The 25,789-nt window shown below is 38.4% G+C and carries 24 protein-coding genes; 18 read left to right on the top strand and 6 right to left on the bottom strand.

Annotated features, from left to right (window positions below; genetic code table 11):
* Positions 1-469: 469 nt before the first annotated feature.
* The 5 genes from AAC073_RS12040 (at position 470) to AAC073_RS12020 (ending at position 3,891) form a co-directional block, all read left to right on the top strand.
* Positions 470-910, top strand: a complete 441-nt coding sequence (locus AAC073_RS12040; protein WP_339924085.1) for a MarR family transcriptional regulator — start codon at positions 470-472, stop codon at positions 908-910.
* Positions 907-1,329: an organic hydroperoxide resistance protein gene (locus AAC073_RS12035; protein ID WP_339924084.1), complete on the top strand. Its 423-nt coding sequence runs from the start codon at positions 907-909 to the stop codon at positions 1,327-1,329. Before AAC073_RS12040 ends, AAC073_RS12035 begins: the two co-directional genes overlap by 4 nt.
* A gap of 6 nt (positions 1,330-1,335) precedes the next feature.
* Positions 1,336-1,971 carry a nitroreductase family protein gene (locus AAC073_RS12030; RefSeq protein ID WP_339924083.1) on the top strand — a complete coding sequence of 212 codons (636 nt, stop codon included), beginning with the start codon at positions 1,336-1,338 and terminating at the stop codon, positions 1,969-1,971.
* Between the two features lie 267 nt (positions 1,972-2,238).
* Positions 2,239-3,015, top strand: coding sequence for a ThuA domain-containing protein (locus AAC073_RS12025; RefSeq protein WP_339924082.1), 777 nt, complete (start codon positions 2,239-2,241; stop codon positions 3,013-3,015).
* A 144-nt stretch (positions 3,016-3,159) separates the two neighbouring features.
* Positions 3,160-3,891 (top strand): nuclease-related domain-containing protein, encoded by a 732-nt coding sequence (locus AAC073_RS12020; RefSeq protein ID WP_339924081.1) that lies wholly within the window; start codon positions 3,160-3,162, stop codon positions 3,889-3,891.
* 59 nt (positions 3,892-3,950) lie between these two features.
* Here the strand turns inward: AAC073_RS12020 and AAC073_RS12015 are convergent, their stop codons facing one another.
* Together AAC073_RS12015 and AAC073_RS12010 are read right to left on the bottom strand one after the other, a co-directional pair.
* Positions 3,951-4,505: an NAD(P)H-dependent oxidoreductase gene (locus AAC073_RS12015; RefSeq protein WP_339924080.1), complete on the bottom strand. Its 555-nt coding sequence runs from the start codon at positions 4,503-4,505 to the stop codon at positions 3,951-3,953.
* Between the two features lie 1,414 nt (positions 4,506-5,919).
* Positions 5,920-7,041 (bottom strand): Gfo/Idh/MocA family oxidoreductase, encoded by a 1,122-nt coding sequence (locus AAC073_RS12010; protein WP_339924079.1) that lies wholly within the window; start codon positions 7,039-7,041, stop codon positions 5,920-5,922.
* A 186-nt stretch (positions 7,042-7,227) separates the two neighbouring features.
* Between AAC073_RS12010 and AAC073_RS12005 the strand changes: the two genes are divergently transcribed.
* Positions 7,228-7,644: a GNAT family N-acetyltransferase gene (locus tag AAC073_RS12005; RefSeq protein WP_339924078.1), complete on the top strand. Its 417-nt coding sequence runs from the start codon at positions 7,228-7,230 to the stop codon at positions 7,642-7,644.
* A gap of 61 nt (positions 7,645-7,705) precedes the next feature.
* Here the strand turns inward: AAC073_RS12005 and AAC073_RS12000 are convergent, their stop codons facing one another.
* The 3 genes from AAC073_RS12000 to AAC073_RS11990 form a co-directional block, all read right to left on the bottom strand.
* Positions 7,706-9,172 carry a Gfo/Idh/MocA family oxidoreductase gene (locus AAC073_RS12000; RefSeq protein WP_339924077.1) on the bottom strand — a complete coding sequence of 489 codons (1,467 nt, stop codon included), beginning with the start codon at positions 9,170-9,172 and terminating at the stop codon, positions 7,706-7,708.
* Between the two features lie 337 nt (positions 9,173-9,509).
* Entirely contained in the window at positions 9,510-9,746 is a 237-nt protein-coding gene (locus AAC073_RS11995; protein WP_339924076.1) for an acyl carrier protein, read from the bottom strand.
* A 136-nt stretch (positions 9,747-9,882) separates the two neighbouring features.
* Positions 9,883-11,181 carry a voltage-gated chloride channel family protein gene (locus AAC073_RS11990; RefSeq protein ID WP_339924075.1) on the bottom strand — a complete coding sequence of 433 codons (1,299 nt, stop codon included), beginning with the start codon at positions 11,179-11,181 and terminating at the stop codon, positions 9,883-9,885.
* 415 nt (positions 11,182-11,596) lie between these two features.
* Here AAC073_RS11990 and AAC073_RS11985 point away from each other — a divergent pair, with 415 nt between their 5' ends.
* From AAC073_RS11985 to AAC073_RS11975, 3 genes are all read left to right on the top strand, one after another.
* On the top strand, positions 11,597-12,490 hold the full coding sequence (locus AAC073_RS11985) for a TIGR01777 family oxidoreductase (RefSeq protein ID WP_339924074.1): 894 nt from the start codon (positions 11,597-11,599) through the stop codon (positions 12,488-12,490).
* Between the two features lie 101 nt (positions 12,491-12,591).
* On the top strand, positions 12,592-15,147 hold the full coding sequence (locus AAC073_RS11980) for a M14 family metallopeptidase (protein WP_339924073.1): 2,556 nt from the start codon (positions 12,592-12,594) through the stop codon (positions 15,145-15,147).
* A gap of 145 nt (positions 15,148-15,292) precedes the next feature.
* Positions 15,293-15,799: a hypothetical protein gene (locus AAC073_RS11975; RefSeq protein ID WP_339924072.1), complete on the top strand. Its 507-nt coding sequence runs from the start codon at positions 15,293-15,295 to the stop codon at positions 15,797-15,799.
* A gap of 13 nt (positions 15,800-15,812) precedes the next feature.
* Here AAC073_RS11975 and AAC073_RS11970 read toward each other — a convergent pair whose 3' ends face one another.
* Complete coding sequence (locus tag AAC073_RS11970; protein ID WP_339924071.1) at positions 15,813-16,118, bottom strand: DUF4286 family protein; 306 nt, start codon at positions 16,116-16,118, stop codon at positions 15,813-15,815.
* 148 nt (positions 16,119-16,266) lie between these two features.
* Here AAC073_RS11970 and AAC073_RS11965 point away from each other — a divergent pair, with 148 nt between their 5' ends.
* The 9 genes from AAC073_RS11965 (at position 16,267) to AAC073_RS11925 (ending at position 25,775) form a co-directional block, all read left to right on the top strand.
* Positions 16,267-16,917, top strand: a complete 651-nt coding sequence (locus AAC073_RS11965; protein WP_339924070.1) for a carotenoid biosynthesis protein — start codon at positions 16,267-16,269, stop codon at positions 16,915-16,917.
* 38 nt (positions 16,918-16,955) lie between these two features.
* Positions 16,956-17,405, top strand: coding sequence for a sterol desaturase family protein (locus tag AAC073_RS11960; RefSeq protein ID WP_339924069.1), 450 nt, complete (start codon positions 16,956-16,958; stop codon positions 17,403-17,405).
* Positions 17,398-18,288, top strand: coding sequence for a MerR family transcriptional regulator (locus AAC073_RS11955; RefSeq protein ID WP_339924068.1), 891 nt, complete (start codon positions 17,398-17,400; stop codon positions 18,286-18,288). Before AAC073_RS11960 ends, AAC073_RS11955 begins: the two co-directional genes overlap by 8 nt.
* A gap of 573 nt (positions 18,289-18,861) precedes the next feature.
* Positions 18,862-20,622, top strand: a complete 1,761-nt coding sequence (locus tag AAC073_RS11950; protein ID WP_339924067.1) for a c-type cytochrome — start codon at positions 18,862-18,864, stop codon at positions 20,620-20,622.
* A gap of 102 nt (positions 20,623-20,724) precedes the next feature.
* Complete coding sequence (locus AAC073_RS11945) at positions 20,725-21,411, top strand: carbohydrate-binding family 9-like protein (protein WP_339924066.1); 687 nt, start codon at positions 20,725-20,727, stop codon at positions 21,409-21,411.
* A gap of 12 nt (positions 21,412-21,423) precedes the next feature.
* The gene (locus tag AAC073_RS11940; RefSeq protein WP_339924065.1) at positions 21,424-22,671 is read left to right on the top strand and encodes an amidohydrolase/deacetylase family metallohydrolase; all 1,248 of its coding nucleotides are present in this window, start codon (positions 21,424-21,426) and stop codon (positions 22,669-22,671) included.
* A 51-nt stretch (positions 22,672-22,722) separates the two neighbouring features.
* Positions 22,723-23,253, top strand: a complete 531-nt coding sequence (locus AAC073_RS11935; protein WP_339924064.1) for a RidA family protein — start codon at positions 22,723-22,725, stop codon at positions 23,251-23,253.
* A 53-nt stretch (positions 23,254-23,306) separates the two neighbouring features.
* Complete coding sequence (locus tag AAC073_RS11930; protein WP_339924063.1) at positions 23,307-24,530, top strand: aminotransferase class V-fold PLP-dependent enzyme; 1,224 nt, start codon at positions 23,307-23,309, stop codon at positions 24,528-24,530.
* Positions 24,531-24,533: 3 nt separating this feature from the next.
* Positions 24,534-25,775, top strand: coding sequence for an amidohydrolase/deacetylase family metallohydrolase (locus AAC073_RS11925; protein WP_339924062.1), 1,242 nt, complete (start codon positions 24,534-24,536; stop codon positions 25,773-25,775).
* Positions 25,776-25,789 lie beyond the last annotated feature (14 nt).

Here is a 25,789-nt window from a genome sequence, read left to right as displayed (position 1 = left end):
AAATAGCATTATTAATTCCAGAAGTTCCAGGCCGGCTAAAAGAATGGGCTGATGCTGGTTTGACCTATAATTTTATCTTTTCAGCAATAAGTCATGGTGCGGTGGACGGGGTGAATTTTCAAACTTTCTTTCCCCTTGTCATCCTAGGTTTTTTAATGGTTTCTTAGGTAAAAGTAGGTTGACGTTATTATTTTTTCTACTGCCAACTTTAAATTTTTTCAATGGATTAAGTAAGTCAAGGTTTTATAGGGAGATGGTCTTGGCTACAAAATATGAGTTCGAGGCAATTTTGGCAGTATAGTTGATTTCTTTACCACTGACTGCACTGTTGCGACCTTTGAAAACTATCTGATGTTAGGTTTTATCGAAGTCATAACTCCAATCTAGGTTAATAAATGTTAATCGTTTATTTTAAGTTGTGCACAATTAAATTTTACACTATATTTGTGCTGGTCTAAGAAACTAAGCCATGTCAGACAATTTAAAATTAAGCAACCAAATATGCTTTCCGCTTTACACTTTAGCGAAAGAAGTAATCAAACAGTATCGCCCAATACTTGATGAATTGGATTTGACTTATCCACAATATTTAGTGATGTTGGTTTTATGGGAAGAAGGGCCTCAAAGTGTCTCTGAAATAGGAAATAAACTGTTTTTAGATAGTGGTACGCTTACCCCATTGCTTAAAAGATTGGCACAAAAAAACATAATCACAAGACAAAGAAATGCAGAAGATGAGCGGGTTGTAACGATCTCTTTAACTGATAATGGAAGAATAATGAAAGAAAAAGCACGATGTGTTCCAGATAGAATAGCAGAAACTTTAAACATTTCTACAGAGGACTTGGTGCAGCTTAAAAATACAATTGATAAAATTAATACAGGAATAAATAAAAACAAAGAGCAATGAAATCGATTTACACAATAGGGGCAAAAGCCACTGGAGGAAGAAACGGACACGTAGCAAGTGAAAATGGAATTATAGACATTGAAGTGAAACATCCAAAAGCCTTGGGTGGAGCCAATGATGATTATGCCAACCCGGAAATGCTATTTGCAGCTGGATATGCAGCTTGTTTCGATAGCGCGCTAAACTTAGTGATTAATAAAACCAAAGCAAAAACCGGAACAACTTCCGTGCAAGCAAATGTTAGCATTGGTCAAATTGAAAATGGTGGTTTTGGACTTGCAGTAAAATTGGATGTAAACGTACCTGAAGTTAGCCTTGAAGAAGCTAAAGCATTGGCAGAAAAAGCCCACCAAGTATGTCCTTACTCCAATGCCACTAGAGGAAACATAGAAGTAGCATTAAACATTTCTAACGATTAAAAAATAATGTCATTAATTGAAAATTTGAATTGGAGACATGCTGTTAAAGCTTTTGATCCTAACAAAAAGGTAAGTGAAGAAAAAGTTGAAAAAATTATTGAGGCTACTAGGTTGACTCCTACATCCTCCGGCTTGCAACAGTTTAGAGTATTATTGGTAACTAACCAAGAAGTAAAAGAAAAGTTAGCACAAGGGGCCTTAAATCCTGAGTCAATGAAAGAATGTTCCCACGTTTTGATTTTTGCTGCTTGGGATACCTATACTTCAAAAAGAATTGATGAAGTATTTGATTTCGCAACCGAAGAAAGAGGCTTGCCAAAAGGAAGATTTGAAAGTTATACGGATAAGTTAAAGGCTATGTATTTAAACTTGCCCGCCGAAACAAATTTTGCGCACACTGCAAGACAATCTTATATAGGCTTGGGGTTAGCTATGGCAGAAGCGGCAGAATTGAAAGTAGATACCTGCCCTGCAGAAGGTTTTGACAACAAACAGGTAGATGAGGTTTTAGGCTTGGATAAATATGGCCTAAAAAGCGTTTCCTTGCTGTATATTGGTGTGGCTGATGATGTAAGGGATTGGGTGAAACCAATGAAGAAAGTAAGAATACCAAGAGAAGAATTTGTTATTGAGGTTAATTAATAGGCGTCAATATCGTTTTAGAAACACCTGATAAGGCCTTGTACCTGTCAGGTGTTTTTTTATGTTAAATAATTTAAGAATCGCCTATCATCGATTAGCCTAATGCTTTCTATCCATTAAGATAAGGAGCAAGGCTTTCTTTTGTACATCATAAAAGGTGGATTATTGAATGGCGACAAATTGGTAAAACCAAAACCAAAAATGTTGTTATCTTAGGGGAAGGAATAAGGTATGGCTTATTCGCTTAGCTTAAAATACTTTTAATTCATGATTCAATATTTACCTACCCTGTCCATTAAATTTTTGTTTCTACTTCTTTTATTGCTACCTGTTTCAGTTTTTGCACAAAAGAACAAGGTTTTAATTGTGTCTGACACCTGGCCTGAAATGGAGGTCCTGTCAGAAGGCTTGGTGGAAAAGGGATACCTCGTAAGTAAGACGAGCGAGGAAGAACTTCAGTCCGATTTATCCGGTTTTGACTTTGTTTTCATGTATGTTCATGTAACCCATGCTCCCAGAACGACACAGGTATTAATTGATTATACCATGAATGGCGGTTCATTGGTTGTCTTGCATCATGGAATATCCTCTTCTAAAATGAAAAATCCGCAGTGGCTTGACTTCCTAGGTATAGCATTGTACCCAAGAGACCATCAGGAATACCCATGGAAGGTATTGGCTAATTTGACTTATTCCATGGTGAATTTAAATCCGGGACATTTTATCAGCAGTAATGAGATGGACTATGAAAACGTCACCACCTTTAAATCGGAATACGAAACAAATTACGAGGGTGAGTATAGTGCTTTTCAACTCGTCAATACGGAATTGTTTTTGAACCAGCGTTTTACCGAAGACCAAAGAACAATTTTGTATGGTTTTAGAACGGAGGATGGATCAAGGATTCAACCAACATCAGGCTGGTACAGTAAGAAAGGAAAAGGCATGGTTTTTTATTACCAAGCAGGCCATGCAGCATCAGATTATCAAAACCCGAATTTCCACCAAGTTATATTGAATACGCTGGAGTGGGATCCGAGTTAAGGATAATTCGTCCAGATTAATGTTGTACCCTGAGCCTGTCGAAGGGTACAACATTAATGATCGAATTGAAATGGAAATTTTTGGATAAATTGAAAAAAAAGAGGGTCTAGGTAAAAATAAAAAATCAACATTGAAAAGCTAGCAATGGAATTTAGGGAACTAATAGCGGGGAATTACAGCATTATTCTTTGGGCATTACTGGTTATTGTTCTTCTATTTGCTATTGTTTCAATTATTAAAACAATTCGCGATAGAAAAATTATAAAGACAGTTACTTCCTTAAACCGTGGGACCAAATCAGAAAGATTTCTAGTTTTGAAGTTGCTGAAACATGGTATTCCTGCAACAACAATATTTCATGACTTATGTATTGAAAGGAAAAATGGAGAGTTTTCTCAGGTTGATGTTGTGGTTGCAACATCTGAAGGACTTATTGTGTTTGAAGTGAAGGATTACAAAGGTTGGATTTTTGGTAATGCAAATCATTCACATTGGACTAAAGTTCTTGCTTACGGTAAGAAGAAATATAGATTTTACAACCCTGTAAAACAAAATAATCGTCATATTGAGATTCTACGAAAGCAATTAAGGCAGTTTGAAAATATTCCATTTTTCTCAATAATAGTTTTCTTTGGGGATTGCGAATTCAAAGAAATAAATTTCGTTCCTGAAGGGACGTTTCTTGTGAAATTTCCGAGGTTATTCGAAGTGCTTAGACTCATTAAGCAAAACAATGAAGTAGCTCCTTATACCAATAAAAAAGAAATTGTTGGAGTGTTAAAAAAAGCAGTTCTTACAGGTGAAAATATACGTAATCAAGAAAAGCACATTAAAAATATTAATGATATGTTGGGTAAGGATAGAATATTTGACTAAAAAAATCTTATCAAGAACAAGTAGCTTTCCACAATTAACTCCACCAGTTTGATTTTAAATCATGATTTGTCTCTCCCTGCCTCGTCTGTTAAAATAACAAAAGCGGTAAGGAATTTAGCCAATCGATTTCTCGTATCTTTATCTGATATTTCGCCTTCCGTATTTACCTTTCCTTTGATGCCTTGGATAAGTAGGGTGGTTTCTTCTTTGAAAGTTGCCTGAATGGTTTCCATGATTAGTTTCAATTCTTCATGGCCTTTTACACCACTGGCTGAGGCCGTTACCAGCCCAACAGGCTTTTCTGAGAAGACGGTGGTAGCAACACACCATTCTAGCAGGTTTTTTAAACCGCTTGGAATACTAAAAACATATTCCGGGGTACAGATGATTACCCCATCAGCTTTGGTGATTTTCTCTCTTAGGACAATGATTTTTTCCGGCACATTATTTTCAGTTAGTGCCGTTTGGAAATGAGGCAATTCCGTCAAATCATCAAGCAGTTCCATATTGAAATCAGCTTTTCCCAATTCCGTCAGGTATTTTAATAGTGCCAGGTTGCCGGAGTTTTTACTTGCGCTGCCACAAATACCAAGGATGGTTTTATTTGTTTTCATTTAGAATTAATTTATTGTATTAAATAATTTCGAATTCAAGTTATCAATACTTGAATTAAATGGAATCTAAAGAATAGCAGGCAGGCCCTGAAGATTATAATTTCAATTTACACATTTTTCGTGATGCTGGTACATTTCTGTAATGCTGTCTCCCCTGTTGGGTTTTGGATGGGATGTGGATTGATTGTCTATAATCGTTTCATCCCTTTGGGATTGGTTTTTGGTCAAATTGACTTTTCATCGCGTAAGCAACGTTAAGTATTTAATTGGGTTTGGGTGGAAAGCCGATATTTGTGCAGTAGGTTTAATATTTTAGCAAGGTTAGTAGGAAAAGTAGATTTGCAGAAACCCCAAAGGGGTGTCAAGATTATAGCAAAATGGTACCTGAAAAATACATGAATCCCGTAGGGATGGTATTATAAATTTAGCCAATCCAGCAAAAAATTTAATAAAATAAGTTGTAGCCATAATTTTGCCCTATAATGGCTGTAATAACTGTCACCCCCTTGGGGTTTTAAATTTGACGCGATTTTTAAATCTATAATCCTGTCATCCCTTCGGGATTTGGTTTTGTAAAATTGTGTTAGTACTACCTATGGATAAATTTTAAAACTGTAAACTTTTTTCAGGACGGGGCTGAATGCTAATTTTTTAACCCCAAAGGGGTGCCAAGATTATAGCAAAATGGTACCTGAAAAATACATGAATCCCGTAGGGATGGTATTATAAATTTAGCCAATCTAGCAAAAAATCTATTAATTAAGTTGTAGCCATAATTTTGCCCTATAATGGCTGTAATGACTGTCACCCCCTTGGGGTTTTAAATTTGATGCGTTTTTTAAATCTATAATCCTGACATCCCTTCGGGATTTGGTTTTGTAAATTTGTGTTAGTACTATCTAAGAATAAAATTTAAAACTGTAAACTTTTTTCAGGACGGGGCTGATGCTAATTTTTTAACCCCAAAGGGGTGTCAAGATTATAGCAAAATGGTACCTGAAAAATACATGAATCCCGTAGGGATGGTATTATAAATTTAGCCAATCTAGCAAAAAATCTATTAATTAAGTTGTAGCCATAATTTTGCCCTATAATGGCTGTAATGACTGTCACCCCCTTGGGGTTTTAAATTTGATGCGTTTTTTAAATCTATAATCCTGACATCCCTTCGGGATTTGGTTTTGTAAATTTGTGTTAGTACTATCTAAGAATAAAATTTAAAACTGTAAACTTTTTTCATGACGGGTCATAATCCTGTCATCCCTTTGGGATTTGGCTTTAGATTGTTTTATGGTGCTATTTTAGAACAAGATTCCTTATTCAAAAAAAGTCCCAAAGAATTTCTCCTTTGGGACTTAACTTGACATACATTTAAATAGCTTAATGACTATTGGTACTATTTTCAGACACACTTTTACCCCAAATCAAGCTTCACTTTCTTACCCGTTTTTACGGCTTTATAGATGGCGTCAATAATGATTAGGTCTTTTAATCCTTCCCTTCCATCCACGGGAACTTTGGCAGATTCTCCATCTAGGATAATGCCAGCCATTTTGTCCATTTGAACGGTTTGGTGTGTAACATGTGGGAAATTTAATGGGCCTTCATTCGTCCAGGCTTTTATAGGGCCATAACCTGTGGAGGGTTGCATTTCCGCAAAGCCTTTGGTGCCGTTTAGGAAAAACTTATCCAAATTGCTTGTGCTGTAGGTGGACAAGCAGGAAGATATCACCCCGCTTGGAAATCCAAATTGAAAAGTAATGGTTTCATCCACTCCTTCCTTGAATTTTACCGGATCGGTTTTGGTTTCTTGGGCAGTAACCCAAATCGGTTCTTCACCCACCATGTACCGGGCCCCATTGATAGAATAGATCCCTATGTCCATCATGGCACCGCCTCCGGCCAATTCCTTGTTAAGCCGCCACTGGGTTGGATCACCGATTCTAAACCCGCTTAATCCCTGAAAGAATTTTATTTCACCAAATGCCCCGCTATCACGCAAGCGAATAATCTCCAGCGTGTTGGGTTCGAAGTGCATGCGATATCCCACCAATAATTTAACGCCAGCCTCTTCACAAGCGGCCACCATTTCTCTACCTTCTTTGGCATTCAAGGCCATCGGTTTCTCACAAATCACGTGCTTACCAGCCGCTGCTACTCTTAAAGTTTGAGGGTGGTGTAGTGCATTTGGTGTGATGATGTAGACAGCATCGATGTCTGGATTGTCCTTGATGGCATCAAAGTTTTCATAATTGTAGCAATTTTTATCAGGGATATCATAGGTGGCTTGCCAGTCTTTGATCTTGGATGGAGTTCCACTGATCAAACCTACCAATTTGGCATTTTTGGAATCCAACATGGCTTTGGCAACGCGGGTAGCATAACCACCCAAACCCATAATAGCCACTCTTAAAGTGCTTGCTTTTTTAGGGTTGCTATTCATGATTGCTTGTGGTTTTTGCGTAAAGTTTGGAATCAGGGGAAGGGATACTGCGGAAAGGGTCAGCTTTTGCAAAAAGTTTCTTCTACTTGTCATGGTCTGCTTTAGGTTTAGGGTTAAATCTGAAATTGGCTATAGCAAATGTATTATGTGCTGAAATCACAAAAACTATTTCTTAATCCAGATTAAATTCATTAACTACAAGATATTGTTTTTTATCCGAAAACGGAAAATAAAATATTTTTTACCTTTACACAAATAGGAAAACTAAATACCAATCGAATGCCAGCTTCCATTACTTATCAAGCAGAGCCAGAGTTAAATGCCGTCGATTTTCAAAAGCTACTTATTGCCTCTACCCTGGGGGAGCGCAGACCTGTTGGGGAGCTGGAGCGATTGGAAAAAATGCTTACCCATTCCGATTTGATTCTTACTGCCAGGGAGGAAGGTAAATTGGTAGGTATAGCCAGGGCAGTTTCAGATCATTGCTATTGTACTTATCTATCAGACTTGGCGGTACATAGGGACCATCAAAACATGGGAATTGGAAAGATGCTAGTAAAGCTTAGCAAGGCCACATTCCCATTGGCAAATCTAATATTGCTTTCGGCACCAAAGGCCATTGCTTATTATCCTAAAATAGGGATGAAAAAACATGAGAACTGTTTTATCTCAATACCTGAGGATCCGATCTATTGATGGAATGAAGCCAGGTTAAAAAAATGGCTGTTTCATTTTAGAAACAGCCTTTAGAATTGTTTTAAACTTTATCAGGCGAGGGAAGATCAAATTCCGCTCTTCTCGGATCAAACAGCAGCCTGTTGGCTTCTACTGATCTATTTCCTACAAAGAACTCTGAATCTCCATCAAACTCCAGCCAAGGGCCTACAATATAATCTGCTTGGTCCACAGGTACTCCCATGCCATCTCTTGCGATTTCGTGAATTTTCATAAATTCTTCAAAGGCCAATTTATTGTCACCAAAGGCTCCTGCTTTCGCATTAAAAGGTACTTTTTCTCCCATTCTATAGGAGATGTTCATTAGGTGGCCCAAAGTACAGCTGTAATGAGCATCATACATATTGCCATTGGCCATAGTAGGATCTTTGGCGCGACATGCATTTACAAAGCTTCCAAATGCTCCTCCCGGAGTCATAGGTACCTTCTTAACATTTACATTACGTGCCTGGCTTCCATTATGTGACTTGTACTCACCATCTATTAGTTTGCCACCATCTTCAAAATAGAAGCGGTTGGTAACTTCTTTTACATATCCTTCATGGTTTGCATTCCTGACATTGAAAAACACATATTGCCCATTGGCAAATTGGGCCACAGCAAACATGGTATTTGGAGTTTCTCCTTGGTCATCCCAGTTGAATCTACCACCCATGGCCATTACCCTTACCGGGTGTGTATTGGCCACTTCATCATCAAGGGCCCAATAGGCCACATCTAACTGGTGCGTACCTTGGTTGTTCAATTCTCCATTACCTACCTGCCAGTTCCAGTGCCAGTTATAATGAACAAGGTTCTCATTGTATTGGTCAATTACCGCTGGACCTTTCCATAAGTTCCAGTCCAGATTACTAGGAGGAGCTGTATTTGGTTTGTATCCTATACCTTCTCTTGGCTTACAAGCAAAACCATGTGAAACCAACATTTTCCCATATTTTCCAGACTTGATATCACTTACTTGATCACGCCATTCGTCGCTGCTACGCCTTTGGGCGCCATGTTGAACTACTATGCCGTATTTTTCTGCAGCAGCCAAAGCGATTCTACCTTCGTGGACGTCATGACTGGCTGGTTTTTCTACATAGCAATGTTTTCCATTCTGTGCAGCCCATACCACCATCAAGGAGTGCCAACTATTGGGTGTGGCCACACTGATGGCATCTATGTCCTTTAGCTCAAGTACTCGGCGAACATCTGCCTCACCTTTCACGCGATTACTTTTAGTATCTCCATCGCGTAAAGATTGTACACGTTGGTTAAGTACGTTCTTGTCTGGATCGACTAAGTAAGCAATTTCCACATTTTCCATTCCTGAAAAAGCCGCTATATGCGATTTCCCACGGCCATTTACCCCACATACGGCCATTCTAAAACGATCGTTCGCACCAATAATTGAACCGTAAGATTTTGCACTAAAACTCATGGCTCCGATGGTCAATCCACTGGCTCCAAATATAGATTTTTTGATAAACGCTCTTCTTTCTTTCATGCTTTGGGTTTATTAATACTATCGAAATAAAGCCGAAATACCCAATAGATATTTTATGGTATATTTCGAGTTAAAGGTATAAGTAAGAGAAAAATGAGTTTTATTTCAAGTTTTACTTAGTTTTTTATTTGCAAGAAAGAGCAAGTACACAATTACTTTTGAAATAAGAGGATTTTTTGGTAGGAAATTATTTTGAAGAAGGAGATCCGAAAATTTTTAAAGGTAGGCTAAAAAGTTTCTAATCTTCAAAATGTACAATTTGTAGGATTGGGCATAAAGAAAATGGTAGCAATAAATCCTCCTTTTTAAGAGATAAATAAATACACTTAAGGAGTAGTTATGAAGCCTTCAGTAAAGTGTAAATAAGTTCTGATGGCGTCTGAATACGGGCGACTTTGTCGTCTTCTAATTCTTTATTTAACTCGTGTTCCAATTCGAAGATTAATCCTGAAACAAAAATCTTGTCCATTCTCAAGTCACAATAAAAGTTGGCTGCTTTTTGCTTTCCCGTTAAGGGGATTCCGTAAGACTGGAAAATTTCAATGGCCTTACGCATTGCTGCAATATTGTTCATAGGTATTAAATTCGATTCAAAGTCAATACGCTGAAACCTTTCACTTTGTTGTGTCTTTGAATAAATTTTTTCCTTAAAATTTGTTAGGAGCTCAATAAAACTACTAGAAATTTACTTATCATTTGGAATTCGGAATTTATAAATCACCTAGTTTTTTCCCTTTTTTGTTTAACAACCCTTCGTTTTTGGGGGAACCTAGTACCTGAGAATGGTAAATGCCCGAGTGGCCACTAAACAGGTAAGCCAAAACACAAGCTAAACCAATATACACCCCAGGGAGTGCACCAAAAAGCTCAATTCCCATTAGGGTACAGGCAAGAGGTGTATTGGTAGCGCCAGAAAAAACGCCTACAAAACCCATACCTGCTAAAAGCGCTACGGGTAATGGAATAATACCTGACAATGCATTCCCAAGTGTGGCTCCTGTATAGAACAATGGGGTGACTTCGCCTCCTTTAAAACCTGAACCAAGGGTGAGTGAAGTTTTAGCAATTTTCACCAAAAAATCATACCAAGGTAAATCTTGGGAAAAAGAGTCGACAATGGTAGGAATACCCAATCCTATGTATTTAGTGTCGCCAATAATAAATACTGATGCGGCAATGATCACTCCCCCCACCAGGGGCCTAAATGGAGGGTATTTTATTTTACGGCTAAAGAAATTTGACCAGAAATGGGTGGATTTTGAAAAAAGCCTAGCAGCCAATCCAAAACATATCCCTGCAGGAATTACCCACAGTACATTGATAATATCAAATGCAGGTACAATTGGGACAGAGTACTGGGTATGATGTACTAGCCAGATGCCTTCGCAAGCAAAATTTGCGATTATGGCTGCCAGAAAAGCGGGCAAAATCGACTCGTACCTTACCCTACCAATAATGAGCCATTCGAGGGCAAAAACTGCTCCTGCCAGTGGCGTGCCAAACACGGAGGAAAAACCTGCGGCCACTCCTATGGTAATGATCATTTTTCGGTCTCCATTGGTAAGTTTAAACCATTTTGTGAATTGATCCGCAATAGCACCTCCCATTTGAATAGCTGTACCCTCTCTGCCGGCAGACCCTCCAAATAGGTGGGTGAGCAGTGTCCCAAAAAGAACCAATGGGGCCATTCTGAGAGGTATTATTTTCAGAGGGTTGTAAAATTCCTCGAGCAATTGATTGTTGCCTTTGACCACAGAAGTTCCATATCGGTGGTAAACCCAACCTATGAAAAACCCACCAAAGGGTAAAAACAATATGATCCAGGTATTGGCCTCTCGGTAATTTGTTACCCAATTTAAGGAAGTTAAAAATAAGGCTGATGCCGACCCTACAAGCGTACCAATAACCAAGGCCAAAATCAGCCATTTGGCTGTAAAGGCCATATTAGGAAGCAGTTCCTGAAAAATATATTTGGAAATCAAAAGTAGGTTAGGGTTACTATTTGACATGAAGCCAATAATTTATGTTCAAAAATACCATTTACCCAAACCTAAAGTTAATTACCGATGATTAGGAGATTTTGAATTGGGAGCCAAAAAGCGATGTCAATTTACCAATAATATTTTGGCAATTCAGTTTCTGTTTAGACGCTGCCTTTAATCATAACAAATATAGGCAATCTTTTAAACATTAAATTTCAACAATTAGGGTTTGTTAAAGGCTTTGCCTTTTAGCAAAAGTTAAAAATTTTTCATAACGTATTAAATTTTTAAGTGTGGAAGAACATTGTTAATGTAGGTTTTTTCACTGATTGAGTTAATTTTCAAATTTATTGCGTTACTTTTCTTAAGGATTAAGGCTTCGTGGAATAATTTTTGTGGAGCCTAGCTTTCGATGAATTAAGAAAATTGGGGTAAATTAATTATGCAACATATACTAATTACGGGAGGATCAGGACTTGTAGGTGCTTCAATAACAAAAAGACTTGAAGCAATTGGTAAAAAGGTTGCCTGGCTAAGCAGAAATCCGGATAAACATTCTCAAAAGTGCTTCTTTTGGGATCCGAAAAATGGGGATATCGATGAGGATGCAGTAGAATGGGCAGATGCTATAATCCATTTAGCAGGAGCAGGAGTAGCGGACAAAAAATGGACTGATGAGCGAAAAAAAGTAATTCTTGACAGTAGAATTGATAGTACTGAGTTGCTTTATAAAACTTTAGAAAAAGCCGAGAAAAAGCCACAAGCGATTGTCTGTTCAAGTGCTGTAGGTTACTATGGATTTTATACAGGAGAAAAATTGGTTTTTGAGGGAGATCCAGCAGGAGATGATTTTTTGGCTACTGTGGTTAAAAAATGGGAGAAAGCAACAGATAAATTTCAAGAATTAAACATTCGTACGGTTACTTTTCGAATAGGAATTGTATTGGCCAAGGAAGGCGGGGCGCTGAAAGAGATGTTAAAACCACCTGTAGCAGCACCTTTGGGTTCAGGACAACAATATTTGAGTTGGATATTTATTGAAGATTTGTCTAGAATGATTGAATATGCTTTTGAAAACCATGGAGTATCGGGTATATACAATGCGGTAGGTCCAGTACCAGTTACAAATAAGGTGCTTACCCAAAGAGCCGCTGAATACAAAGGGAAACCTTTTGTAAATATAGGTGTTCCCTCTTTTGCCTTGAAACTTGGACTTGGAGAAATGGCCAATATGGTTTTGGGTGGAAATAGAGTCAGTAATGAAAAAATTGAGGGCACAGGTTTTAAGTATGAGTATGGAGATCTTAACCAAGCGCTGAAAAAAATTTTCAAATAAGTTTTGATAAATGACCGTTCAATTTATAAAAAAACATCCTAAATTTCGATCCCTGAAATAACACGACGCTTAATTTACGTGTAATTAACCCCCAGCAAAAAATGAAAAGAGGCCTACTTAGCAGTATATTGTTATTTCTATTTTTTTCGGCTAGTGCTCAGAATGTTAAACTAGATTATTACCTTCCTGATGACGTTACCTACGACACAGGAATAACAAAGCCTTCTTCAATTTTAGGCTTCGAGGTGGGAGAGTGGCATGTGAACCACACCCAAGTCGTACAATACTACAGGGCCATAGCTGATCAATCTCCCAGGGCTACCTTAATAACCTACGGCCAAACTTATGAAAAACGACCTTTAATAATGTTGGCTGTCTCTTCTCCTAAAAACATCAAACAGCTAGATAAGCTTAAGGAGCAAAGGGGAGGTTTGAGGTATCCTGATTTTAAATCCGATCTTGCCGGAATGCCGGTGGTCATGTACATGGGGCATTCTGTACATGGAAATGAAGCCTCGGGTGTGAATGCATCTTTACTTTCAGCCTACCACTTTACGGCTGCAAAAGAAATAGAAGAAGACCTAGAAAATATTATATTGCTTATTGACCCTGCCATTAACCCTGATGGTATAAATCGTTTTGCTTCATGGGTAAACAGTCATAAAAGCTATTATCCTAATGGGGACAGAAACAATAGAGAGTTAAACGAATCTTGGCCTAGAGGAAGAACAAACCACTATTGGTTTGACTTAAATAGGGATTGGCTGCCAGTACAGCATCCGGAATCTCAAGGGAGAATAGCTCAGTTACAGGCTTGGTTGCCTAATATCGTCCTTGATTTTCATGAAATGGGTACGGACAATACTTATTTTTTCCAACCGGGAATTCCCAGTCGGAACAATCCACTAACTCCAGCAAAGAATTTTGAACTCACGGAGAAAATAGCAACTTACCATGCAAAATACCTTGACAAAATAGGCTCACTTTATTATACCAAGGAAAGTTTCGATGATTACTATTTTGGGAAAGGTTCCACTTATCCCGACATTCAGGGAGCTGTAGGGATTCTTTTTGAGCAAGCCTCTTCAAGAGGAAACTTACAGGAGAGCGATTATGGTAAAATTTCATTTCCATTTACTATCAGAAATCAATTCACCACTGCGCTTTCATCCTTTGATGCCGCTACGGACATGAGGGTAGAGTTGAATACTTACATGTCTGATTTTTATAAAGAGGCCAAAGCGGAATATACTGAGGACGATAATAAGGCCATAATATTTGGAGCGATAGAGGATTATGGACGGACCTTTCATTTTGCCGATATTCTTTTGCAACACAATATACAGCTTTATAGCCTTGAAGAAGATGTTACCCTAAATGGAGTACCCTTTAAATCAGGGAAGTCTTTTATTGTCCCTTTGGACCAGCCTCAATACAGGCTTGTTAAATCATTGTTTGAAAGTAGAACAACTTTTCAGGACAGTTTATTTTACGATGTTTCTACTTGGAACATGCCAATGGCATTCAATCTAAACTCCATGTCATTGAGCAGCAAAATATTAAACTTGGCTAAAGTAGTAAATGTAAGCAATGGTCTTTCTTTTAAAGAAGGGGAAGTGTTTGGGGAAGCTGGCGCTTACAGTTATGCCTTCGAATGGGATGAATATTATACTCCCAAAGCCCTTTACAAGTTAATGGATCTTGGTTATCAGGTAAGGGTGAGTCACAAGGAATTTCAATCGAAAGACAAGAAAAATTTTGGAAGGGGCACCATATTGGTTGAAAAGGGAAACTCCGAAAAGTCCGACCAAGCCTTTTTTGAAGACCTTAAAACAATAGCATCGAAAACGGGAGTGAATATTTATGCCTTATCCACAGGGCTTACGGGAGGTGTTAACCTTGGCTCACCTAGCATAAGTGTATTGAAAAAGCCGTCCATTGCACTTTTGGTGGATGATGGAGTTGGAAGCGCGGATGCTGGAGAAATATGGCACCTTTTTGATCAACGCATGGAAATCCCGATTACGTTAATGGCCACCTATAGGATGTCCGTTGCAGATCTTAACAGGTACAATGTAATTATTTTGCCCACTGGTGATTATTCTATCTTAGGGGAAAAAGAAGCCGAAAAATTAAAATCATGGGTACAAATGGGGGGAACACTTATAAGCAGGGGAGCTGCCATGAGTTGGTTAGCGGACAATGACATTGCCGTTTTTAATTTTCAAAATCCAGATTATAGTGATACCACCAGTCAGAAACAGTATGCAGACTTGGAAAACAGCAGAGGGGCGAAGGTTACCGGAGGGGCAATTTTCAAGGCTACATTAGACATCACACATCCTATTGGCTATGGCTATAATAATGCTGAAATTCATGTGTTTAAGCAAGGGAATCAATTTCTTGAGCCTTCAGGCAATCCATTTGCCAATCCATTGATGTACGCAGAGAGTCCATTGGCAAGTGGCTATGTTCACCCTACCAATCTGGCAATGATGAAAAACAAAGGTGTGGTTCAGGTTTCAGGTAAAGGAAAAGGAAAGACCATTGGGTTTGTAGACAACCCTAACTTTAGGGCTTATTGGTTTGGCACAAATAAAATGTTTTTAAATGCCGTGTTTTTTGGGCAGACTATAAACAATGCTTCTACCAGATAATGGTAGAAATATCCCTAAAAATGGAATTTGCTTTACTGTTGCAAGCATTTGACATTAATGATAATCGAAATTAAAAGCTGTAAATTGTGGAAAAACCGCATTTTTCCGATTACTTTTCTTTAATTTGCAGGCTCAAAGGCGAATCATGACTAGAAAACTGTTTCCATTAGATAAAAATTATATCCTTAGGCAGGCCCAAGATGGCATTGAAAAGGAGATGATGGATCTGATGGTGGAGGAATTGAAAATTGCCTTTACCTTATTGTTCAACCCCCTTGAATTACAGGATGATACCTACTTGAAGATACTTTCTAAAAAGTCTTTTCCAGAAGATCATCTGTCTATAATTTATAGGCAACTTGCGGGTATTTTTAGGTACAAATTTGGCACGAATCAGTTGGAGCTAAGGTTTGATGGTAAAAGCCACTTTGAGAAATACCAAGAAGATTGGAAGTGTACCTTTCATAATTGGATCCAAACACTGGGACAAAATCCTGCCTACGTAAAGAACCTTTTAAGGATGACTTTGCTTTATGATACTTCTTCCCGTGCACTTTTTGCAGAAAATAGGTGTAAATCTATTTTGAATGAACATTTTGGACTTCTAATTATCAAAAGAAAAGGGGACCTCCTGATGAAAACAGGAAGCTAGTCCGAAGATTAAACTAATCAACAGATTCTAATACAGAACGGAAAGAAACAAACTGGCTTCCAAATTTTTCTTTTATTCTTTCTCTGAATATAGCGCCATACCTGGATTGAAAGAATTTTACCTCTTCTATACTCTCTGCCGAAAATTGAGCGGAAAAATTGATGCCTTCTCCATTGTCTTCCTGCAAAAGGCGAAAAAATCGTTTCTCATAAAAAAGGCCAGTTTGCATGATTCCAGAAAGATAAACCTGGTTCATCCACTCAATAAACTCTTCCTCTTTTTCACTGTCAATATTTATTGTTATGTTGTAAAGTATCATTAGCTCTTGTGTTATGCCTTGTTTAATTCAATTTCTACTAAATTCGTACCGATTCTTTCGAACAAAAATGTAAAGAAACACTTATAGTATATTGAAAACAAAAATAGTACCTCAATATTTAATTTTCTGTTTTGCTATGCCTAATTATATGGAGAATTCGACCCTCTTTAATTTTGAAAAATCTCAGGTAGCCAAAGTCTTCATTACCATACTTCATGTTGTAGGTCTATTTGGATTGTATTGGGAAAAAAGTCGATCATTGTTTCAGTTAATTACACCATTTCATTTGTTATTGGTTACGGGCATTCTGCTTTATTTTCATTGCGACTTTAACAAAGGCTTCTTTGGGTTTTTATTTTTTTCATTCTTTCTCGGCATGATTACCGAAATCATTGGTGTCAATACCGGAATGCTGTTTGGGGATTACAGCTACAGTGGTGTCCTTGGTATTAAGGCCTTCGGGGTGCCTTTGATGATAGGATTAAATTGGTTTTTACTGGTTTACCTAACTGGCGGGATTTTTCAAAAAATGATAAAAAATGACTTTATTGCAGCTGCCTCAGGTGCTGCATTGATGGTTTTGTTGGATTTAAGCCTTGAAAAAGTAGCTGTTGCTTTAGACTTCTGGCAGTGGCATCAGGCCAGTATTCCTGTGTCCAATTTCGTCACCTGGTTTTTAGTTGCCTTTATCATTCAGGTCGTATATAGAAAGCTCTCTTTTGAGAAGGACAATAAACTTAATCTTGTTGTCTTTTTTAATCTACTGGCCTTTTTTACTGTTTTGGCAATGATTCTATAAAATGAAAACAAAATTACCCTAGCTTGGTTTAATTAACAATGATTTACGCTTTGTCCTATATATTGGTTGGATTTGTGGCCATGGAATTTTCCGGATGGTTTATTCACAAATATTTAATGCATGGTTTATTGTGGAAAATTCACAAAACACATCACAGTTATTCCAAAAAATTTTTTGAACTCAATGACCTTTTCTCTTTCCTTTTCGCTAGTGTTGCTATTGTACTGATCTTATTGGGAGTTAGTACTTTAGACCATAGGTTTTGGATTGGCACGGGAATCACCTTGTACGGTTTTAGCTATTTTATTTTGCACGATATATTAATACACAGGAGAGTGAAGCTTTTTACAAAACCGAAAGGCGGATACCTGGCAGGTATTTTTAGGGCCCATCAAGCACACCATGCAAGTAGAAAAAGAGATGGCGCAGTTTCATTTGGATTATTCATTGTACCTAACAAGTACTTTAAAAAAAAGGTAAATGAGTAAATATTCTATAAAAGACCTAGAGAAGTTATCTGGGATAAAAGCCCACACTGTAAGGATTTGGGAGCAGCGGTATAAACTACTTAATCCAAAAAGAACGGATACAAATATCAGGTTTTACGACGATGATGACCTAAAATTAATTTTGAATGTAGCCTTACTCAATGAGAATGGGTTGAAAATAAGCAAGATCGCCAAAATGACTGGTGAAGAAATGAAAGCTGAAGTGCTTCAAATGACTGAAAGGTCCTTTGCTTACGATGATCAAATCAATTCGTTGGTTTTAGCGATGGTGGAGTTCAATGAGGAAAGATTTGAAAAAATTGTTGCTACCAATATTCTCAAAATAGGTTTTGAACAGACCATGTTGAATATCATCTATCCCTTTTTGTCTAAAATAGGGGTGTTGTGGCAAACCGGAAGCATTCATCCAGGACAAGAGCACTTTATTTCGAATCTGGTGAGGCAAAAATTAATAGTAGCCATAGATGGTCAGGTGTTTACTGGAGAAGGAAGTAAATTTTTGCTGTTTTTGCCAGAAGGTGAGTTGCATGAGATATCCCTGCTTTTCACTTCCTATTTACTAAAAGCCAATGGGCACAAGGTTATTTATCTTGGCCAAAATACCCCAGATGAAGACTTAAATAATGTTTATAAGGTGCACAATCCAGATTTTCTTGTGACGGCAATTACGACTAACCCTTCTAGCGAATTTGTAGAAGGATACCTTCAATCTTTGGGTAAGAGATTTCCTAAATCCACGATTATTGCCTCAGGATATCAAATCCTTGGACAGCACCTAAATTTGCCTTCAAACATTCTTTTGATGCATTACTTAAAGGAAATAAAAGAATACATTAATCAACTCGCTACAAACACAGTTTAATTCTACTATTGTATTAAAATAAACAGAATTTTAAATTTTCTTTATGAGTTTAACTTTGAAGCAGAAAAGTGGTTTTTTTGTAATATGATTCTCATTTAGGTTAAAATATCAGGTATTATGAGTGTGAAATCACACTTTTTTAATACTTTTGCCATCTCATTGGCCCAAGATAGGTAATATTCACAATTCACTGAAATGGAATCACCTCCTAAAATAATCAAGAATTGGTATTACAAAACCTAGATTTCCAAGTGTTGGCTCTTTTATAAATTAGAGCTTTCACCCTAAAAAATTTGCAGTAATTACCCCGAAATAATTCGCCTTTAATACAAGTGAAATCAACGTAAATTTGATTCAGCCCAAAATAGGTTCTGCCCTTTATTTACATGGAATTTTGGTTGGAGCTTTGAGGTAGGAACCATTTCCATCCTGCTTTATCCACTTAAGTAATTTTCTTTTATTAATACGCTTGTATTCTAGGGAAATTTTATGATTTCAACTTAACTTACCTATCTAATTTATAATACGATCACCCACTTAAAATTAAAAAGACGAATAGCTATTAATGTTTATATGATGAAAAATATTTCTTTTAACACACAAAAGCGCTTGGCTTACTACACGTTGATGTTTGTTCTTTTTTCTCTTGGAGCTTGCCAATCAGGAGTGAAATTACCAAGCGGAGATTCCGACAATGGAGGTTTAACGCTTCCTGGAGGATTTGAGGCAGTTGTAGTGGTAGATAGCATTGGGCGAGCAAGGCACCTTACAGTTAGGGACAATGGCGACATTTATGTAAAGCTAAGAGTCGGTAATGAAGAAGGCCAAGGCATAGTTGCCTTGAGAGATACTGATGGAAATGGAAAAGCTGACATTGTAAACACATTCGGATCTTATCCAGAAATAGGCAGTTATGGTACAGGTATGGAGATTTACAATGGATACCTTTACTTCAGTACAGCTGGGGATGTTTTCCGTATTAAAATTGACCCAGAGAATTTGGTGCCCGAAGGGGAAGCCGAATTAATTATGCGTGATGATTATAAAAATGCATTTTATGGATATGAGCACATTGCTAAACCACTTGCATTTGACAATGAAGGCAATATGTATGTGCCTTTTGGTTCTCCAGGAGATGTTTGTCAAGAGTTTAACAGACGTCCAGGTTTACCAGGAATGCTTCCTTGTCCTCAGTTGGAATGGCACGGCGGTATTTGGAGGTTTGATGCAAATAAGCCCAACCAAACCCAGAAAGATGGTTACTTGTATGCAACAGGCATTAGAAGTGTCGTGGCAATGGATTGGAACGATAAGGAAAACAGCCTTTACGTGGTTCAGCATGGGCGAGATAACTTGTACAGAACCTGGCCTGATCTTTATTCAAGATGGGAATCAGCAGTTCTTCCTTCTGAAGAGTTTTTAAAGGTAGAAGAAGGTACCAATGCAGGCTGGCCTTATTTCTATTACGATCATATTCGGGGTAAAAAACTATTGAATCCAGAATATGGCGGAGACAAGGAATTGGACACGGGTGTAGATTCAGTGGCCATGCCTATAGTAGGTTTTCCAGGACACTATGCGCCTAATGACCTGTTCTTTTACACAGGAGATCAATTTCCAGAAAGGTATAAAGATGGTGCATTTGTTGCCTTCCATGGCAGTACCATCAGAGGGCCCTATCCTCAGGCAGGATATTTTGTAGGATTTGTTCCTTTCGAAGGAGATAAACCTTCAGGGCCATGGGAAGTTTTCGCTGATGGCTTTGCCCAATTGGATACGATAGTCAACACCGGGGATGCTGCTGCGCGACCTATGGGGATCTCTATGGGACCTGATGGCTCACTTTATATAACTGAAAGTGTGCAGGGTAAGATTTGGAGAGTGATGTATCCAGGAGACAAAGAAGATTTTTCTGATGAAGCCTTAGAAGAACTAGCAAAAAGAAAAGAGTCAAGAACCAACATTAGAAAGCCTGATGAAGAGCAAGACAACCTTGAAAAAGGATTGCTGGAAGTTGGTGCGCAGACTTATAATGTATACTGTGCTACTTGTCATCAAAGCAATGGGTTGGGAGATGGTACTAGATTTCCTCCTTTGGCAGGAACCAAATGGGTTCGAGGTAATAAAAAGGAATTGATCAATGTTATATTGCAAGGTCTGGAAGGACAAATTGAGGTAGATGGCGTACCTTACAATGGAATAATGCCTGCTCACTCTTTCCTAAGTGATGCGGAAGTTGCAGGTGTATTGACCTACATCAGAAAAAGCTTCGGTAACAATTCCTCTAGTATTTCAGCGATTGAGGTGGCCAATGCACGTAAAGAAATTAAGTAAGGACTAAATTAGCGACCACCAATTAAACCCCAAAGGATGAAATTAATTGTTTCTTTTTTTATTGTATTATTTGGGCTGATTCAAGGTCCTAAACCTAAAGCTATGATAGAAAGCAAACCATCGACTTCTGAGTACATTGTCAAATCCGTAGACAAGCCAATATCAATTGATGGAAACTGGGACAAGCCGGAATGGCAAGAAGTATCATCGGTTGCTATAGCACTTCATATGGGGCCAGAACCGGAGAAATTTATCCCAAAAACACAAATAAAATTAAGATACGATAAGGACAATATATACGGGATTTTCAAGGTGGAGGACAAATATGTTAAATGTGTCGTTCAAGAGGTAAATGGAAACGTTTCTAGCGATTCTTGTGTAGAGTTTTTCTTTGCTCCTGATACCAGCTCACCTTTAGAATATTTTAATTTAGAGATCAATTGTTCTGGTGTGCCCTTATTTCATTATGTAACAGTACCTAGAAAAGAATTCAAGTTATTGAAACCTGAAGAAATTGAGCAAATTGAAATTGCACACACTATGCCTGATAAAGTAGACCCTGAAATCACGGAGCCAGTCACCTGGTTTATAGAATTCAAGGTGCCTTTGGCATTGCTTAAGGAATACAGAGAGATCACTAGTCCTGCACCAGGTGTAACTTGGAAGGCTAATTTTTATAAAATTGCAGGCAGGACCAGTAACCCTCATTACTTTACTTGGAATGAGGTAATCAATCCTCACCCAGATTTCCATTTACCGAAATATTTCGGAAAAATAACCTTTCAATAAATTGTTATACCTATGAAATTACTAAAGCTAACCTTTGTCCTATTTATGGCGATTGTCCTACAAGGCATGGCCCAGGATTTTGACCTTTTGATAAAAAATGGTCATGTAATAGACCCCAAAAATAAAATTGACGGGGTGATGGATGTCGCAATTAAAGATCAAAAAATTGCGAAAGTATCCAAAAATATTAGCGAAAAGTCTGCTAAAAAAATCATTGATGCCAAAGGTTTAATCGTAACTCCAGGCTTGATTGATATTCATGGGCACCATTTCTCCGGAACAATTTCCCATAGAGATTATAACAATAGCTTTTCTGCTTTGCCCCCTGATGGTTTCACCTTTAGAGCGGGAGTCACTACGGTTGCTGATGCCGGAAGTCCTGGCTGGAAAAATTTTCAGATTTATAAAGAAAATGTGATTGACCGATCTAAGACCAGAGTATTGGTTTTTATCAATATTGTAGGTGAAGGTATGAGTGGGGTAACCTCTAGGGAACAGGACACTACTGACATGAGTCCAAAAATGACAGCTATGATAGCGAGACAGCACCCTGAGATTATTGGGGTTAAAATAGCCCACTATAGAGGACACGAATGGGGGCCTTACGAAAAAGCGGTTGAAGCGGGAGAAATTGCCAATATTCCGGTAATGGTGGATTTGGGGGGTGCAGATCCTGCATTACCACTTTCTACCTTACTATTTGATGTGTTGAGGCCAGGAGATATCCTTACACATATGTACGGTGGAGATCACTCCGGGCATGGACCTAAAGAAGGTACCCTGAATGCTGATGGTAAAGTTTGGCCACATTGGTTTGAAGCTCAAAAAAAGGGCTTGATATTCGATGTTGGGCATGGCGGAGGGTCTTTCTTATTCAGAGTAGCTGTACCTGCAACACAACAAGGTTTTTATCCAAACACCATAAGCACCGACTTGCATACTGGAAGTATGAATGGGGGAATGAAAGACATGTTGAATGTAGTGTCTAAAATGATGAATTTAGGAATGACGCTTCAAGAAGCCATCACCGCTTCAACCTGGAAACCTGCTCAAGTAATACAAAGAGAGGAATTAGGCAATCTATCTGTGGGAGCTGAGGCTGATGTTGCTCTCTTCAAATTACATGAAGGTCAGTTCGGTTTTATAGATTCTTCTGGTGCTGCCGCTAAGGGTACACAGAAATTAGAAACGGAATTGACTCTAAGAGCGGGAAGAATTGTTTGGGACCTGAATGGTATTGGTGCCAAAATTTGGGAATAAAACCCCAGATACTTTATTATAGACCTAATTACTACTAAATATAAAACTGTTATGCTTAAATCATTTGTGTTTTTGTTTTTCATATGTCTGGTTGCTTCGCCTACATTTTCTAATGCACAGCAAAGCCCAGAGAAAAAATTAAAAGATATGGGGATTGTCTTAAAAACCCCCGAACCGTTTACAGGGAGTATTGTGAAGGCGGTAAGAACAGGAAACTTGGTATTCCTTTCTGGCCATGGCCCAGTAAAGCCTGAAGGTGGAATGGTAACAGGTAAACTGGGAACAGAATTGACAATAACTGAAGGTAGAGCAGCGGCGAAGTTGGTCGGCATTGATTTACTTACCTCCCTAAAAGCTGAAATTGGAGATTTGAGCAAGGTGACAAGGATTGTAAAGGTTCTTGGAATGGTAAATGCTAGTCCTGATTTCGTAGATCAACCTAAAGTAATGAATGGTTTTTCTGATTTTATGGTAGAAGTGTTTGGAGAAAAAGGAAGGCATGCCAGATCAGCGGTGGGAATGGGATCTTTGCCTGGAGGCATCGCCTTGGAAATTGAAATGATTGTTGAAATCGAGGACTAATCTTACGATTCATTTGCAAATGAATCGGATCGTCTTCCAAAAAAAATATTACTATGTTAAGTAGAAGAAAATTATTGAAAAAATTAGGCACCCTTCCTCTTGTAGGAGGAGCACTTGGTGCGGGAATCCCTTTATCGGCTGTAAAAGCAGAGACCATGGTGGCGGTTCCCAAAAGGAATGTCATTGAAGAATTGGGACTTAGAAGCTTTGTGAATGCTGCAGGTACCTATACTGCAATGACGGCTTCCCTAATGCCGGATGAAGTTATTCAGACCATTAACTTTACTTCAGACCATTATATAATGTTAGATGAAGTTCAGGACAAGGTAGGCGAAAAAATTGCCGCATTGTGCCATGCTGAATATGCCACCGTTACCGCTGGCTGTTGGTCTGCCATGGTTTTAGGTACTGCAGGTGTCCTTACCGGAAAAGATAGAAAAAAAATTAGCCAATTGCCTGATCTAACAGGTATGAAATCTCAGGTAATTGTTCAAAAATCCCATAACACAGGTTATGTCCACGCCCTTACAAATACTGGAGTTGACATTGTTGAGGTAGAAACTGCAGCAGATGTAGATCGCGCTGTTAACAATAAAACTGCAATGATGTGGTTCCTCAATTATCAAGCGCCTTCTGGGAAAATTCAGCATGAGGAATGGGTAGCCCTGGCAAAAAAACATGGTCTTCCTACTATGATAGACATGGCGGCTGATGTTCCTCCAGTAGAAAACTTGTGGAAGTACAATGATTTAGGATTTGATTTGGTGTGTGTTTCTGGTGGTAAAGCCATTAGAGGACCCCAAAGTGCAGGAATCCTAATGGGACGCAGAGATCTTGTAGAGGCCGCTAGGTTAAGTGCACCACCAAGAGGAGGCACAATCGGTCGTGGAATGAAAGTCAATAAAGAGGAAATTCTTGGCATGTATGTAGCACTTGATACTTATATCAAAAAGGATCATGACAAAGAATGGAAAGAATGGGAAGACAAAATTGCACATATTTCTGATGCCGTTTCTGGTATCGATGGGGTTAGTACCGAGGTATCTGTTCCGCCCATTGCAAACCATACGCCTTATCTAGAAATTGGCTGGGATACTGCTAAGATTAATATTGATCAAGGGGAATTTCGCAAAAGACTACGTGAAGGAAACCCTTCTATAGAAGTGATAAGTGGTGGTGACAATGCAGTTAAACTTACTGTATTTATGTTAAGACCAAAAGAAGAAAAAATTGTCGCTAAGAGAATTGCTGAAGAATTGCTAAAAGCTAAAGTTTAACTGATGAATTTAAGATATAGATTATTACTTGTTGTGATGGTGTTTACCTGTAGCTTGGTAAGTGCCCAGACCTATGACATGCTAATCAAAGGCGGTAGGTTAATTGATCCAAAAAACAATATTGATGCTACTATGGACATCGCCATTAAAGATGGAAAGGTGGCTAAAGTGGCTAAATCCATTTCTGAAAAAGAGGCTGGAAAAGTTATCGCTGCTTCAGGACTTGTCGTAACTCCTGGATTAATTGATATTCATGGTCACGTATTTCATGGTACCAAACCAAACCATTACTTAAGCGATGGTTTAACAGCATTGCCACCAGATGGCTTTACTTTCCGAGTAGGTGTTACTACAATCGTTGATTGTGGAGGAGTTGGATGGAAAAACTTCGATACTTTCAAAAGAAATGTAATCGATGCAAGTAAAACAAGGGTATTGAGTTTTATGAATATCGTGGGTGAAGGCATGCGTGGTGGAGCTTGGGAGCAAAATACAGGTGACATGGATGCTAAATTGAGCGGCATGGTGGCTAAGCAAAACAAACAACACATTGTAGGATTTAAAGTGGCGCATTATGGAAGTCGCGATTGGATTCCAATAGACAGAGCTGTGGAAGCTGGTAGGATTGCTGATATGCCGGTAATTGTTGATTTCGGTGGGTCAAATGAATTTGATCCGCTATCAATTAAAGAATTGTTTTTTGAGCGTTTAAGACCAGGAGACATTTATACGCATACTTATGCCGAGCTCAATGGCGCTAGAGAAACAGTGATCAATCGTACTAGTAGAGAGCTAGAGCCTTTTATATTGGATGCGCAAAAAAGAGGGATCATTTTTGACGTAGGGTATGGTGGAGCCAGCTTCGAATTTAAGCAAGCAATTCCTGCTTTAGCTGCTGGACTTTATCCTAATACGATCAGTACTGACCTTCACACTGGGAGCATGAATGCTGCTATGAAAGACCAGCTTAATGTAATGACCACTTTCTTGGCAATGGGAATGGAACTTCCAGATGTCATTAAAGCGAGTACATGGAAGCCTGCTCAGGTTATCCAAAGGGTTGAATTGGGACATCTTTCTGAAGGAGCGATAGCTGATATTAGTATTTTGAATATCAGAGAGGGTGAATTCACACTTTGGGATAGAACAGGACAAAAAGTCCCTACTAATCAAAAATTAGAGTGTGAATTGACTGTAAAGGATGGTCGAGTAGTATATGATTTAAATGGGCGATCCATTCAATAATATACAGCTGATCA

This window comes from uncultured Cyclobacterium sp., assembly GCF_963977555.1.
GTDB lineage: Bacteria > Bacteroidota > Bacteroidia > Cytophagales > Cyclobacteriaceae > Cyclobacterium.
Note: the sequence above shows the minus strand (reverse complement) of the source record. Positions and strands in the feature narration are given on the sequence as shown.